This window comes from Marinobacterium stanieri (genome assembly GCF_900155945.1).
Lineage (GTDB): Bacteria > Pseudomonadota > Gammaproteobacteria > Pseudomonadales > Balneatricaceae > Marinobacterium > Marinobacterium stanieri.
Window position 1 is genome coordinate 233,830 of sequence record NZ_FTMN01000003.1, and the last position, 14,226, is coordinate 248,055.

At 54.4% G+C, this 14,226-nt stretch carries 13 protein-coding genes; 3 read left to right on the forward strand and 10 right to left on the reverse strand.

Features of this window, described 5'->3' with window-relative positions; translation table 11 throughout:
* Positions 1 to 13 precede the first annotated feature (13 nt).
* Positions 14 to 889, forward strand: a complete 876-nt coding sequence (locus BW956_RS08650; RefSeq protein WP_076462409.1) for a DMT family transporter — start codon at positions 14 to 16, stop codon at positions 887 to 889.
* Between the two features lie 21 nt (positions 890 to 910).
* Here the strand turns inward: BW956_RS08650 and BW956_RS08655 are convergent, their stop codons facing one another.
* Together BW956_RS08655 and BW956_RS08660 are read right to left on the reverse strand one after the other, a co-directional pair.
* A complete protein-coding gene (locus BW956_RS08655; protein WP_076462410.1) occupies positions 911 to 1,516 on the reverse strand; it encodes a hypothetical protein in 606 nt (201 codons plus the stop codon).
* Positions 1,517 to 1,526: 10 nt separating this feature from the next.
* Positions 1,527 to 1,874: a PilZ domain-containing protein gene (locus BW956_RS08660; RefSeq protein WP_010324044.1), complete on the reverse strand. Its 348-nt coding sequence runs from the start codon at positions 1,872 to 1,874 to the stop codon at positions 1,527 to 1,529.
* 246 nt (positions 1,875 to 2,120) lie between these two features.
* Between BW956_RS08660 and BW956_RS08665 the strand changes: the two genes are divergently transcribed.
* Both BW956_RS08665 and BW956_RS08670 read left to right on the forward strand, forming a co-directional pair.
* Positions 2,121 to 2,684: a rhodanese-like domain-containing protein gene (locus BW956_RS08665; RefSeq protein WP_244894338.1), complete on the forward strand. Its 564-nt coding sequence runs from the start codon at positions 2,121 to 2,123 to the stop codon at positions 2,682 to 2,684.
* 22 nt (positions 2,685 to 2,706) lie between these two features.
* Positions 2,707 to 3,381, forward strand: coding sequence for a response regulator (locus BW956_RS08670; protein WP_010324042.1), 675 nt, complete (start codon positions 2,707 to 2,709; stop codon positions 3,379 to 3,381).
* Between the two features lie 77 nt (positions 3,382 to 3,458).
* Here the strand turns inward: BW956_RS08670 and BW956_RS08675 are convergent, their stop codons facing one another.
* The 8 genes from BW956_RS08675 to pedF form a co-directional block, all read right to left on the reverse strand.
* Positions 3,459 to 6,053, reverse strand: a complete 2,595-nt coding sequence (locus BW956_RS08675) for a hybrid sensor histidine kinase/response regulator (RefSeq protein ID WP_244894339.1) — start codon at positions 6,051 to 6,053, stop codon at positions 3,459 to 3,461.
* Between the two features lies 1 nt (position 6,054).
* A complete protein-coding gene (gene nosP, locus BW956_RS08680; protein ID WP_076462413.1) occupies positions 6,055 to 7,215 on the reverse strand; it encodes a nitric oxide-sensing protein NosP in 1,161 nt (386 codons plus the stop codon).
* A 264-nt stretch (positions 7,216 to 7,479) separates the two neighbouring features.
* The gene (locus BW956_RS08685) at positions 7,480 to 8,625 is read right to left on the reverse strand and encodes a porin (protein ID WP_040886301.1); all 1,146 of its coding nucleotides are present in this window, start codon (positions 8,623 to 8,625) and stop codon (positions 7,480 to 7,482) included.
* Positions 8,626 to 8,939: 314 nt separating this feature from the next.
* Positions 8,940 to 10,706: a PQQ-dependent methanol/ethanol family dehydrogenase gene (locus BW956_RS08690; RefSeq protein WP_139327151.1), complete on the reverse strand. Its 1,767-nt coding sequence runs from the start codon at positions 10,704 to 10,706 to the stop codon at positions 8,940 to 8,942.
* A 195-nt stretch (positions 10,707 to 10,901) separates the two neighbouring features.
* Complete coding sequence (locus tag BW956_RS08695) at positions 10,902 to 11,816, reverse strand: quinoprotein relay system zinc metallohydrolase 1 (RefSeq protein ID WP_076462414.1); 915 nt, start codon at positions 11,814 to 11,816, stop codon at positions 10,902 to 10,904.
* 9 nt (positions 11,817 to 11,825) lie between these two features.
* Complete coding sequence (locus BW956_RS08700; RefSeq protein WP_083702993.1) at positions 11,826 to 12,593, reverse strand: quinoprotein dehydrogenase-associated SoxYZ-like carrier; 768 nt, start codon at positions 12,591 to 12,593, stop codon at positions 11,826 to 11,828.
* A 37-nt stretch (positions 12,594 to 12,630) separates the two neighbouring features.
* Positions 12,631 to 13,566, reverse strand: coding sequence for a substrate-binding periplasmic protein (locus BW956_RS08705; RefSeq protein ID WP_076462415.1), 936 nt, complete (start codon positions 13,564 to 13,566; stop codon positions 12,631 to 12,633).
* Entirely contained in the window at positions 13,553 to 13,993 is a 441-nt protein-coding gene (gene pedF / locus BW956_RS08710; protein WP_076462416.1) for a cytochrome c-550 PedF, read from the reverse strand. Before pedF ends, BW956_RS08705 begins: the two co-directional genes overlap by 14 nt.
* Positions 13,994 to 14,226: the final 233 nt, after the last annotated feature.

Here is a 14,226-nt window from a genome sequence, read left to right on the forward strand (position 1 = left end):
GGATACAAGGATAATGACAGCCCCCTCCGTACTTCAAGCCACTCTCTGGATGGTCGGTGCCCTTTTCTCGTTTATGGCAATGGCCATTTCAGGCCGCGAACTGTCTGCTGAATTCACGACCTACCAGATACTCTTTTTCCGTAGCGTTATCGGGGTACTGCTGATCAGTTTTCTGGTATCCCGGTCTGGATGGGCTCAGATTAAAACGCACCGTTTCAAGGGGCACCTCATACGTAATGTGGCGCATTTTGGTGGGCAGTACGGCTGGTTTTTCGGATTGGCGTTTATTCCCCTGGCCGAAGTTATTGCCATCGAATTCACGACACCGGTCTGGACAGCCCTGCTTGCAGCAATTTTTCTCGGAGAGCGCCTGACACTGCCACGGCTCACGGCTTTGGTGCTCGGTATTACCGGCTTGCTGGTTATTCTACGTCCGGGGATGGGAGCGGTTCACCCGGCTGCTTTTGCCGTGCTGGCCGGTGCTATTGGCTACTCGCTGACCTATATACAAACCAAGTCACTTTCAGCCACGGAAACGCCGCTGTGCATCCTGTTCTACATGACCCTGATGCAGCTTCCGATGGGAATGATTCCCAGCCTGATGGACTGGAAAACGCCTTCTCTGGGCTCTGTTCCCTGGATTGTGCTGGTCGGGGTAACGGCCATGAGCGCACACTATTGCATGACGCGTGCGTTCAAACTGGCCGATGCAACCGTGGTGGTGCCGATGGACTTCATGCGCCTGCCACTGATCGCTCTGGTTGGCTATCTGTTCTATTCAGAGGTTATTGACTGGCCTGTTGCCGTCGGTGCCGCCATGATGCTGGCAGGTAACTTCGTGAACATTCTGGCTGAGCACCGCAAGCGCCTGCCGCTGCACAGCGATTAAGCTGCTTTTGTCAGACTGCCATCAAAGTACTTCTGTCACCAGAATAAGCTCGCAGGCACCGTCACCGGTGTCCTCGCGAGTCAGTGAACTGCGCCAGCGCCAGCCATCATCCCCACGGGCCTCAATCAGAAAACCCTTGAAGCTGATTTCATCCCCTTCGTCCAGTGCCTCAAGCTGGTCGCGCACTTCATCACTGGCCGGGACCAGGTGCATGTTGGCACTACTGGTTTCAACCGCGCGCCGGGGGATAGGCAACTGCTCCGAACGCCAGTAGTACCAGCGACCGGACTGGCGGATAGAAAATTTGTCTGCGACTTCCGGCCGGGCCATATCTCCCCAACCCAGGGCGAAGTCCCAGGGTGACAAGTCACTCTCACGGCCAAAGCTGTAGTCCTCACGGGCCAGAATGCGGGCATCAATGGCAAACTCAGCCAGCAGGCGCAGTTGATATTCATCTTTGCGGATAGAGGGTGCATTTGACAGCATGCGCTGACCAGGTAGTTCTGGAGAGGCGCTGACACTGACAAGAGGTGTTTCCAGTGCCGGCTCAGGTGGCTCCATACGCACAACCCAGAAGCCGGCTACCAGCAGTACAACCAATAGCCATTGCCAGGGACGCAGAATCATCACCTAAGCCCTACTGCAGGTTATTTCCGACAAAATCGTCCAACTGCTCAATCGCCTGATGATCCGTCGATATCAGGTTCAGGCCCAGTCCTACGTGATCATGTGCATGGCGGCGTTTATAAACGACACGACAATGGCAATGCAATGCGCTGGTGGGCAGGCCGAAGTGCAGCCATATTTCGATCGGGCCAACCCCTTGCGGCGATTCAATGCCCACCAGGCTGGCATCCCCCTCTACATAGAAGCCGCCCCTGCTCAGGTTAACGATACGTACATCGATAGACTCACCCGTCGAGGTTTCAAGCTCGGCAGGCAGGTTACAGGCGACACGGGGGTAAATACGGCGTTCATCAAACATGATCTTTCTCGGTACAGCGTTATTTGTCTTCAATCCTAGTCATTACTGGCCAGAGGGACAATGTCGGAGGTCAGTCAAATCAACAATCTACACAGGGCCATCTACTACTTCAGTACCGGTTTTTTGGGGCCAATGTTCAATACCTCTTGAACCTTGTGGCAGGTGTAATGCACTTATGGAGTACTGCCTATGTTCTGTGTGCAAAAAGCAGCAATAATTGCATTAGCGGTTTCGATATCGCTACCTGTGTCTCCTGTCTGGAGCGCTGGCAGCGACCGGGACAGGACCGACCTGTATTTTTCCTGGGAAGGATACCGAATTGGCCGTTATCGCAGCCCTACGCCTGAACAGGCCGAGGGCGGCACCAGAATCGATGTGCAGCAGCTTGTCAGGTTACAGAGTAGCGCCAAACCAGCGCCGATTCTACTGGATGTACAGCCGGTCAGTTGGCAAAGCGGTATCTTCCTCCAGACCCGGCAACGTTACAACCTGCCGGGCAGTGTCTGGCTGCCTAATGTTGGCCTTGGCGAGCTGAATGAACGCTGGACCGATTATTTTCAGACACACCTGCATCGCATAACGCAAGGTGACAAGCAGCGGGCAATTGTGGTTTATTGCACAGCCGACTGCTGGATGTCGTGGAATGCGGTAAAACGCGCCAACCAATGGGGCTATCAACAGCTCTACTGGTTTGCCGAAGGAACGGATGGATGGCGGGAAGCTGAGCGCAAATTGGTAGCTGCGCAGCCGGTACCCTTACCGGACAAGCAAAAACTTCAGGATACGGATCGTCCTGATACCACTCGATAATAACGATAACGGGGACTGAGACGTGTACAAGATACTGATTGCCGATGACCACCCACTGTTCCGTGAGGCGATCACCAACGTGATTGAAACCGGTTTCCCCGAGGCCGAAACGCTGGAAACCGAAGATCTGGAGACCGCCCTTTCACTGGCGCAAACCCATGATGACCTCGACCTGGTGCTGCTGGATCTCAACATGCCGGGCATGAACGGTTTGAACGGCCTCATCTCCTTACGTAATGAAGCACCGACCATTCCGGTGGTGATTGTCTCTGCCGAAGATGACAAGCAGATAGTGCTGCAGGCGATAACCTGCGGTGCAGTGGGCTTCATTTCGAAATCCTCGCCACGTGCGCAGATGACAGAAGCACTGGAGCAGATCCTGCAGGGCAATGTGTACCTGCCTTCCGATATTATTCGTCAGAGTGATCAGGAAAGCAGCCGTCGTAACCGTCGCACCAATGACCACCCGCAAATAGCGCCCGAGCTGCTCTCCTCCTTGACCCGCCGCCAGCTACTGGTGCTGGAGCGCATGGCCAAAGGTGAATCGAACAAACAGATCGCCTACAACCTGCATATTGCGGAAACGACGGTGAAAGCCCACGTGTCTGCGATCCTGCGTAAACTCGGTGTACATAACCGTGTACAGGCCATTCTGTCTGCCAGCGATATCGACTTTGCACAATACCTGAGACGTTAACGGACGATCCGTGAAGACAATGAAAAATGGGCTCTGATGAGCCCATTTTCAGTTCTGCAACCTTTCCCCATATTCTCTCAGGCAGGTAACTGGCGTCTTTGCTGCAGCAGGTGCCCAAGCGTGGCCTTCAGCTTAAGTGGGCGGATCGGCTTGTTCATCAACAGGTAGCCTTGCTGTTTCACTTCCTGCTTCAGGTCGTTGCTGTAGTTCGCGGTAATCATCAATACGGGGGGCACTTCCACCCGCTGCTGCAGTACTTCACGCACCAGGTCGATGCCGGTTTCACCGTTATCCAGATGATAGTCGGCGATCAGCAGGTCCAACTCGGCCTGACCGATCGACACCTGTTGCTGCAGGTCTTCCAGCCCATAGGCCGTCACCACCTCACAGCCCCAGCCGCCCAACAGGGTTGCCATGCCATCACAGATGGAGGCGTCATTATCCACCATCCAAATGCGCGCACCCTGAAGCTGATTATCGATCCCCGGCTCTCTGAACTGCGGCGAGAAGGATTCAGGCTTGAGGCGCCCCAGCGGCACCTCTACTGAGAACACCGAGCCCCTGCCCTGACGGGAGCGTACACGCACGGGATGTTCCAGCATACGGCTGACCTTATCGACAATGGCCAGACCCAGACCGAGGCCCTTGTCCTGCTGTCGGCCACCACGTGGAATACGGCGGAACTCCTGGAAAATTTCGGTGAGCTTGTCTGCAGGAATACCTGACCCTGTATCCCAGACCTCGATCAAAACGCTGCCGGAGCGCATACGGCAGCCCAGCAGCACTTCTCCGCCCACATCGGTATACCTCAGGGCATTGGTCAGGAAGTTACGCAGTACACGTGCCAGCAAGGTAGCATCACTCATGACCACGGCATCAGTGCCACGGAAACGGAATTTGAGGCCGTCTACAGCCGCCAGCTGACGGTATTCAGCAGTCAGGGTATCCAACAGCTCATTGAGTCGGAACGGCGCTACATCAGGCTTGATGACGCCTGCATCCAGTTTGGAGATATCCACCAGAGTACCCAACAGTGTTTCCACATCCTGCAGGGAGTTGCTGACTGAATAGATCAGCTCACTGATGCGCTCGGGCATGGGTTGTTCCAGCAAGGCGCCGGTGAACAGGCGAGCTGCATTCAAGGGCTGCAGCAAGTCATGACTTACCGCCGCCAGGAACTTGCTCTTCGACAGGTTGGCCTGCTCGGCATCCTGCTTGGCATCCCTCAAGCGAGCTTCGATCAGACGACGTTCTTCAATTTCCTGACGCAGCTGTCCGTTGACTTCGGTGAGCTCCGAGGTGCGCTCTTTTACCCGTTGCTCCAGGTTCTGGTAAGCCTGTTGCAGTGCCAATGCCGTGCGTTTGCGCTCGGTAATATCACGAATCAGAACAAAAAAGCCCACGGTATTCCCCTGGGCATCTCGATTGGGTACGTAGGACTTGAGCATATGCCGGTTATCACCGGCAGCGTTACATTCGTCAATTTCGAAGGTGGCATTCTCGCCGGCAAATGCCTGCTTGATGTGCGGCTCCAGCCGGGTGTAGAGGTTGTCCCCGTGCACCTGGCGTATGCTCTGGCCAATCAGGCTGCCTCTTGGCCAGCCGTACCAGTCATCGTATACCTGGTTGGTAAACTGGAAGCACTCGTCGGCGCCGACATAGGCGATCAGGGCCGGAATATGGTCGGTAATCAGGCGTAGCCAGCGCTCGTTTTCACGCAAGGACTCGGCGTACTGGTCACGCTCGGTAATATCGGTGTAGGTATTAACGAAGCCACCGGACGGCATTGGATGGGTCTTGATCTCAATGACTCGCCCATCGGACAGACGCTGTTCCATTTCGAACAGCTGCTCACCACTGGGGCTCAGCGTATCCGGTGTCAGAAGGCCCACTTCCGAGGCCGCCATCACTTCGGCAAAGGGCTGTTCGTGATTGATTGTCAGACCGATCAACTCATTAAAGCGATCATTCCAGACTTCCAGCCAGCCATTGGCATTGATGAGCGCCACACCTTGCGACAGGTTATCGACCGTCCGCTGCAGCTGACGGCTTTTTTGTGCCAACGCCTGCTCGCGCTGAGCCGCTTCGCTGGCCTTTAGATCCGTGATATCGGTATACAGGATGACCAGACCACCATCACCGGTATGACGTTCGTTGACCTGTACCCAGCGATTATTGAACAGTCGGAATACCGTGGCATCATCATCGCCACGTCCTTCATGTTGCTCAACGATCAGGCCGCTATCCATGGCCAGGCGGTGAACGTCCTGGATGGTGGTACCCCGCTCGATACGCGTACCCGTACCGGCCCAGTAATCACGGAAGCGGCTATTGAACAGCAGAATGCGTCGGTCGGAATCGAACAACACAAAGCCGTCGGTGATGCTCTCGATGGCATCGATCAAACGCTGATGTGCCGTCGCGGCTTCCTGGTTGGCCTGCTTCAGTGCGTAGTTGCTTTGTTTCAACTCGGCCAGCGCAGCATTCAGTGCTTCGGTACGTTCACGTACCTGCTCGGCCAGAATGACAGAATGCTCAAATGCGGCATAAGGGGCGGTACGAACAGAACTGCTGGATTCCACCCGTTCTATCAACGCATCCTTCATACGTCTGAGCTTGGCATTCTCCTGCTCAAGCTCATCGATACGCGCCTGCATTTGTGCTGCTGTCATATCAGTAGTCATTCTGCGTCCGTCCGATTACCACACCAGTAAATGTCTGGTTGATATGCATGCCATCAAACTGCTCACCGTAGGTGTTGAAGCCCACCACGTTATGTTGCACCAACAGGCGCGAGGTTTCATCCGCCTGGCCGGTCAGCTCCGCTTCCAGACGGCGCAGGAAGCAGTCGCAGCCAATGGTGATCAGAGGCTCACCAAGCGTGCTTTCGATTCCGTCCAGGCGATGACGCAAATTGGCCAGCATGGCATCAGGGCGCATGGCCGTCAGAACGATGCCGTTCTCGACGGCACAGTAGAAGGTCAGGCTCAGGTCCGGATTTACCTTCTGAATGGAGCGTACAAAGTATTCCTGACCGATACGCACCGCCAGCGGATTCATGGCGAAAGTACCAAAATCCAGATCATCCAGCTCGATACCCAACAGGCGGGCATACTCAACCGCTGCCGGTTCTGCATTCAGTTCATACACGGTGCGGGTAGCCGGATCAGCTTCGGTGACAATCAGCTTCTTTTCCAGGCTCTGCATGTGATGCGTGGTAAACACCTCGAAATCCAGAGGGGTATTCACCATTACCACGACAGCCGCTTGAGTGCGAAAAGCGCCATCTACGTATACATGGGTACCGGTCAGATGGATATCGTCACCGGCAGAACCACCAAAATGGGGGATGCTGCCCAGTGCGGAGTCCAGGGTTACCAGTACCTGTTCTTCCTGGCTGGACAGACCGTCCAGTAACGTCAGGGCGAAGGTGCGTCCCTTGATGGGTGCGACACGCGTATCACGACAACGGCCGATCAGGGTATCCACCAGCTTTTGCGCACGTGGCAAGGTGAAGGTCTCGAGTTCTTCGACCAGGCCCACTTCGACGGCAAACAGGTTGCGATCAAACCCCAGGGCCGTAATAGTGCCCTGGTCATAGCCGCGCGGCGTCAACTCCCCTGCCGTAGTGCAGCCTGCCAGGCGCACGCCGGCAAAGGCCGCTTCCAGAGCAGACGACAAGGCTCCGAGATCATATTCTGCGGAACAAAAAAACAACACAAAACCGAGATCAGGATGTGACAATTGCGCAGCGAGTTCTGTTGCAGCGCGCCCGACATCTCGATGTGAAGACATGGCCGATCGTACCGGCTCTTGAAACAGTGGCGCGTTCATGGCTCTCACTCGCGCTAGGATTTACACAGGATAATTGTATCTGCTGTTACAACTCGGCAGTAATGCTACTTCAGTATCTTCTAAAAAGCCTTGAGTCGTACACAAACCAATGAATATAAAAGGTTTTATCTTTTTTTGAGGGAAAAGACATCCCAATGCTGAGGTTTTGTACTACTTAAGCACTATAAGCATCATTCAGGCATAAAAAAACCGCACAACCGGTGAAGGGGTCCAGTTGTGCGGCAGGCACTACGACAGCTCGTATTACCAGGTCATAACAGCGCCCAGTGCAACGGTGTCGTTTTCTTCTTTACCCAGAGTGGAGCCATCGATTTCCGTCTGGTCATATTCAGCAACCAGTTTCAGGTTGTCGTTCACAGTGTAGAACCAGGCAACAGCGGTGTTTTCGTAGGTGAAGTCGACACCATTTTCGCCTTCGTTCTCACCATAAGACAGGGCTACGCGGTTTTTACCGAAGGTGTATGAACCCTGCAGCAGGTAACCTTCCATTTCCGCCGCTTCAGCAACTACAAAATTGTCGATTGCAGCCGGGTGGATACCTTCGCTCTCGAAACCGGAAGCGGTCAGAGACAGGCCGCCAAACTTAACGTTGGCACCGAAGGAAACGCCAGTGGAATCGATGCTGTTTACATCGGTACCATCGGGATCGTCAGAGCTCTGGTAGAGGCCACCGATCCAGGCTTTAAATGCGGTGTTGTTGTAATCGGCGCTGTAGGTCAGCTCACCTTCAAAGCGCGGGGTGTCTTCAGACGAGTCCACGTCTGATTTGCTCGGATCCAGGATACCAACTGCCAGCTGCAGGCCATGTTTGGCCGGGCTGCGATAGGTGATCTGAGCTTTCGGGAACGGGTAAGTGTAACCGCTGCCAATGTTACCGAAGGATACGTTGCCGCCATCGATCAGGCCCAGCGCATCAGAGGTTTGGCCGTAGCCCAGCAGCAGTTCGTCAGACATGATGTTGGTACGGTTGAACAGACCAAAGTCTTTACCGATCAGGACCTGACCCCAGTCAGCATCAACAGTGCCGTAGAACTGACGTACATCGATACCGGTGTCGGTACCCAGGGATTCGCCGCGGCCCTGGTTGTTGGCACGCACAACGTCGGAATCGTTGATGCTCACCCAGAAAGAGGAACGGGCACCCAGCTGCAGATCGCCAGTGTCCTTGCCGAAGTTGAAGCCGATGTAGTTGGGCAGGAAGCCCATTTTCACGCGTGACTGCTCACGGTCGTCGTTTTCACTGTGTACGTAGAAAGCGTTGATCAGACCATCAGTGCTGAAAGTGGTGCCGTCCTTGTCGTACAAGGTAATGCCCGCCTGTGCCTGTGCGGCCATGCCCAGTGCAACCATTGCCGGCAGCAGTTTCATGGACAAATTCTTATTCTTCATATTTCCCCCAGATGGAAGTTCGTTCATGACATCGTGATTACGATGCCCTGATGATCCGTTCTGGCGGGTATTTGCAACATGCTTCTATGGCGGGTTTAGGATGCTACATTGGTTGCGGCTGGTCTGTAGCAATACCCTGCCAACTACCAGAGTATTACGACCCTGCCCCCTGGTATTAGACGCAGTCGCAGCAAAGATAATATATTCATCATATTGATATTTAAGGGCTTTTTATAGCACAAAGTACAAACGGACAAAGCCCCGCCGGCAGTGCCGGCAGGGCTTGGGTAACGCTTGAAGGTAAAGGTCAGGCGTTATTTAGGCAGCTTGAAGGTCCATACAGAACCACCCTGGTTCAGGTGCTTGACGCGCTTGGCGACTTCACCACCCCACAGCGGTACCGCACCACCCCAACCGGAGACGACAGAGACGAACTGCTCGCCATCATCTTCCCAGGTAATCGGGGAACCAACGATGCCGGAGCCGGTGTTGAACTTGTACAGCATCTCACCGGTCTTGGCGTCAAAGGCCATCAGGTAGCCTTCCGGGTTACCGGTGAACACCAGGTTACCCTTGGTTGTCAGCACACCACCCCACAGCGGCGCGTAGTTCTCATAGCGCCAGGCTTCCTTACCGGTTTTCGGGTCGATCGCACGCAGCACACCGATGTAATCTTCATTCATCGGACGGATGGTGAAACCGGCACCCAGGTAAGCAGCACCTTTCTTGTAGGAAACCGGCTCGTTCCAGATATCCATGGCCCACTCGTTGGACGGAACATAGAACAGCTCAGTGTCCTGGCTGTAAGCCATCGGCATCCAGTTCTTACCACCCAGGAAGGACGGAGCAGAGACAACAGACTCGCCTTTCTTGCCTTCTTTGGCATCTGCCGGGTTACCCGGACGACCGCCTTCTTTGAAGATTGGACGACCCTTGTCATCCAGGCCTTCAGCCCAGGTGATTTTGTCGACGAACGGGAAGCCACGGATGAAGTCGCCGTTTTCACGGTTCAGGACGTAGAAGAAACCGTTACGGTCAGCAGTAGCCGCTGCCTTAACCGTTTTACCGCCTTCTTCGTAGTCGAAGGAGATCAGCTCGTTTACACCGTCAAAGTCCCAGCCATCATGCGGCGTGGTCTGGAAGTGCCAAACGATCTTGCCGGTATCCGGGTCGATTGCCAGACGTGAAGAGGAGAACAGGTTATCACCCGGACGCAGGTGAGAGTTCCACGGAGCCGGGTTACCGGTACCGAAGAACATCAGGTCAGTTTCCGGATCGTAGGTACCGCCCAGCCAGGTTGCAGCACCACCGGTCTTCCACAGATCGCCCGGCCAGGTTTCACCCGCCTTGCCGCCGGAAATACCGTTTTCGACTTTTTTGCCATCTTTCCAGATGTAACCCATGTGACCTTCAACGGTCGGACGTGTCCAAACGATGTCACCCGTTACCGCGTCGTAGGCTTCAACCTTGCCCACTACACCGAACTCACCACCAGACACACCGGTAATGATTTTGCCTTTAACCACCAGAGGCGCGGCGGTCAGAGAGTAACCTTCCTTGTAGTCAGCTACTTTCTTTTTCCAGACAACCTTACCGGTGTCCTTGTTCAGGGCAACCAGTTTGGCATCAAGAGTACCGAAGATGACCAGGTCGCCATACAGGGCAACACCACGGTTGATTACGTCACAGCACGGCATGATGCCGTCGGGGAGACGTGCGTTGTATTCCCAGAGCTCATCGCCGGTTTTGGCGTCAATTGCGAATACACGTGAATAGGAACCGGTGACGTACATGACGCCATCCTTAACCATCGGCTGAGATTCCTGACCACGCTGTTTCTCGCCACCGAAGGAGAACGACCATACCGGACGCAGTTCCTTTACGGTTTCAGTGTTCAGCTTGTCCAGCGGGCTGTAACGCTGCCCACGCGGACCCAGACCGTTAGACACGACATCGTCAGTCGTCATCTGGTCAGCCAGAATATCCTTGTCGGTGATGCCCGCCTGTGCCATTCCGGCAAAGGACATGGCAGCAACCAGCGTGGATACTGCAAAGCCTGTGCTGCGGCCAAATTTCTTCATCGCTGTCCCCTTTTAGGATTTTTTGTTTTCCAGGAGCAGTCGGGAAAAGTTCCCGACCCGTTTGGGCATTCTTGAATTTGGGGTGCAATCTCACAATTGAACCGGCGAAGCAGTTTTATCCTCACTTGGTAGTAATACTCGCTAAAAGGCCCCGTAAAACGGGGCCTTCAGCATGGTCAAAAATTGGAGAGCCGATCAAAAAGCGGCCGCTTCATAGTCGGGGTAGAGATGGAACACCGAGCGTTCAAACTCCTGCTGGCGCAAACTGATGCTGTTAAATTGCTCCGGGATAGGCAGTGCCATCACTTCAGTCATGCTCAAACCCTGTTCTGCCGCATGCGTGAATGTAGTATCCAGCCAATCCAGATAGGCCTGCATCTGATCAAGTGCACGGGCATCTGTTACAGCGGGACCGTGTCCCGGCAGCATCAGCTTGAAGGGGATCTGTCGCAGCTGCTCCAGCTCGGAACGCCACTGCTTGAGTCCGGGCGTGTGGGGCGTGGTTAAGGCACGCTGATAAAACACCATATCAAAGGGGAACAGTACCCCGGTGGTATGATCGAACAGCACCAGATCAGCCCCACTATGGCCAGTCAGCTCGATCCACTCGAGCTTGTGCTCGCCCATCTGCACCATGCCAGGTTCCAGCACCTGATCAGGCGTGATCGACTCGGTACCGCGCATCCAGTCACCAACCAGTCGGTACATATTCTCGGCAAAGGCATCACCGCTTTGTTCAATCTGCTGCTGTGTTTTGGCCAGCGACGCAATGGGTGCTTCCGTAAAGGCCTGATTACCGAGGAAATGATCAGGGTGCTGATGGGTATTGATGACCAGTTTGATCGGTTGCTCTGTGGTTGCCTCGATCAGGGAGCGCAACTCTTCACCGTAGCGGCGCGATACACCGGTATCGAGCACCAATACCCCCTCTCCCGTTGCAATGAAAGCGGTATTGACGATGTTACCGCCATTCTCAAAACTGAAGTCTTCTGTTGTACCTTCGACAAACCAGGTGTTTTCCGCTACCTGCTCGGCATCCAGATTGTATTCCAGCTTGGCCGCTACCGCCGGCTGAATCATCAGCAATGCGATTACAAACAGATTCTTCATCCCTGCCTCCTATAACGCCTGCTCGAATTCGTTGCCACCGTTGTCACGCAACCAGAGGTGATATTCATTGGCCTGGTCCTTGAGATCGAAGGTAAATACCGGGTTCTCGGATACCGGCGGTGACAGCTCCATGCGCACAACCGTCTGATTCTCGGCATCTCTGACTTCTACCTGCTCCAGATAGAATTCAGGAATGGCATCAACCAGACCGGTATCCATAGGGTGAATAACACGGAATTTGTAACGAGCACTGTCGTCCTGACCACTCTGGAAGCGACGTGACTGGATTTCACCCAGATGGCTTTGCCAATAAGGGTCAGCATTGCCCATGCTCGGCGTGGTGCAACCACCACCGGCTGCATCGAGCTGTGCATAGCCAACATGCCAGAGCCCATCCCGGGTCAGTACTGCCGCACGGACTGCCGTACTTTGCTGAACCTTGATTCTCAGCGACACCTTGGGGTTGGCACCACTGCCCGGGTAATAGTTGAGTACATGCTGAATGGGATTCAGGTCAGCCCAGACAACCATCTTTTCAATATTGCCGGCGTGTGCACGGGCATCGATGGTAATGGGAACCTGGGTTGGATCTTCGGCGAAGGCAGGAACATCCACCTGGATGTCCGGATCAAAGCGATAATCGTCGTTACCGATGAAAATATCGCGGGTGTACTCCCACATGACAGAGTCAAGGGGATCGGCTGGCTGAGCCGCCATCAGGGGGCCCGCCAGCAGCAGGGACAGAGTCCCTGCCGTCAGGCGTTGCTTGAGCTTCATGAGTCTACCTCTTTTGTTTTTATTGTCAGGCAGCCGGTTATTCAGAAATGGCAGCCTCCTCGGCGACCTGATAAAACTCCGGCTTGGTATAGCGCAGGCCGTAACGGGCAAAGATTTCAGCCATTTCACCGGATCGAATCATCTTGTCCAATACGGCTTCAACGGCATACCCCAGCTGACGGTCGGTCTGACGGATAGCAATGCCAATATCCCAGGTTTGCTTGCCCATGGTGGGAAATCCGTTTTCGGCCAGTCGATACTGGCTATCATCAGCTTCGCTCAGAAGCCAGTCGATCTCTGACTGCATGGCCATAACCGCGGCCACTTCGCCCGACTGCATGGCGGCAAAGGCATCCCGTGGCGTCGGGAAATGATGTGTCATATCACGCATGCGCCCACGCATGGCGGATGTGAAGTAGAAGGCCGGCACGCTATCCACCTCTACTCCAATGGGCTCATACTGGAACACAGCCACGGTTCGCACTGCATCCAGACGCTCGGAGTCGTATGCCACTTGCCAGCGTTCCTGCTGGTAAGGTGCCATCATCACCACCATTTCATTGATCAGGTAGCCAAGCGAATCCTGCTTGTAGGCATACTGCTTGTCGTAGGGCACGCGCAGCATCACATCCGCCAGTGTCTTCATTGCCAGCGGGTTTTCCTGATCCTTGTCCAGGTAGTGACCTTTCCAGACATTGTTGCGCAGGTCATCTTCCAGATTTTCATCCGGTGTAATCCAGTGGACCTGTAGCTCCAGATCGAACGCCTCAGCCACACGCTGGGCAATTTCAACGTCTACACCGGCCGGTTTCCCTTCTTGTACGAATGAGTACGGCGGAAAATCCTTGTATACACCCATGCGGATGTAGCCGGACGCCATAACGTCATCGTACAAACGCGCAAAAGCCTGCTCGCAAGCGAGCAGGCTAATGCATAGGGAAATAAGCAGTTTGGGCAGCTTATTCCTCAACATACTTGGTCTCCAGCCAGCTACGAATCGCCCAAAGGGCTTCCTGGCTCAGGGTGTCGGCCATTTTCGGCATGTATACAGCACCGTCACGGACAGCACCGTTAATGACGCGGTATTTGAACCACTCATCACCGTCGTAATCAGCTGTCAGGTAACGCAGGTCCGGTGCGATACCACCCGAAATGCCATCCAGACCGTGACAACGGGCACAGTTCTGGTTATAAGCAGATGCACCAATCTCGACAGCACGGTCGAAATCATCGCTGTCACGGTACGGGTTGGTATCAGCCCACTCTTCACCCAGCGGAGTCAGGCCAGTTGTATCCACTGCCTGCGGGGTCACATCACCGTGCGCCATTACGGTTCCGGAAACAGCTGCGGTCAGTGCAGCAGTAGCAACCAGACCTGTGATTTTATTCAGCTTAGACATGTGCGTTCACCGTTATTGTTATCAAAACTGGAAATCGGAATGAAAGGCGAGTTGCCCGACATTGATGAGGCACATGATGAACCAGGGTCGGAAAGGTCAGAATTACACCTTGGCACCCAAAATATGGTCCCTTGGTAGTAAAAATTGAGAATAATGCCGACCAAGGTTTGACTTCCACCACCCAAAGTCGTAAAACTAAGGAGTAACCTTTTGATTAGTCGGGACTTTTTCCC

Bases quoted from the DNA above. Each gene is read 5' to 3' on its own strand.
- BW956_RS08650 (WP_076462409.1), top strand. From the start codon at position 14: ATGACAGCCCCCTCCGTACTTCAAGCCACTCTCTGGATGGTCGGTGCC.
- BW956_RS08655 (WP_076462410.1), bottom strand. From the start codon at position 1,516: ATGATTCTGCGTCCCTGGCAATGGCTATTGGTTGTACTGCTGGTAGCC.
- BW956_RS08660 (WP_010324044.1), bottom strand. From the start codon at position 1,874: ATGTTTGATGAACGCCGTATTTACCCCCGTGTCGCCTGTAACCTGCCT.
- BW956_RS08675 (WP_244894339.1), bottom strand. From the start codon at position 6,053: ATGACAGCAGCACAAATGCAGGCGCGTATCGATGAGCTTGAGCAGGAG.
- nosP (WP_076462413.1), bottom strand. From the start codon at position 7,215: ATGAACGCGCCACTGTTTCAAGAGCCGGTACGATCGGCCATGTCTTCA.
- BW956_RS08685 (WP_040886301.1), bottom strand. From the start codon at position 8,625: ATGAAGAATAAGAATTTGTCCATGAAACTGCTGCCGGCAATGGTTGCA.
- BW956_RS08690 (WP_139327151.1), bottom strand. From the start codon at position 10,706: ATGAAGAAATTTGGCCGCAGCACAGGCTTTGCAGTATCCACGCTGGTT.
- BW956_RS08695 (WP_076462414.1), bottom strand. From the start codon at position 11,816: ATGAAGAATCTGTTTGTAATCGCATTGCTGATGATTCAGCCGGCGGTA.
- BW956_RS08700 (WP_083702993.1), bottom strand. From the start codon at position 12,593: ATGAAGCTCAAGCAACGCCTGACGGCAGGGACTCTGTCCCTGCTGCTG.
- BW956_RS08705 (WP_076462415.1), bottom strand. From the start codon at position 13,566: ATGTTGAGGAATAAGCTGCCCAAACTGCTTATTTCCCTATGCATTAGC.
- pedF (WP_076462416.1), bottom strand. From the start codon at position 13,993: ATGTCTAAGCTGAATAAAATCACAGGTCTGGTTGCTACTGCTGCACTG.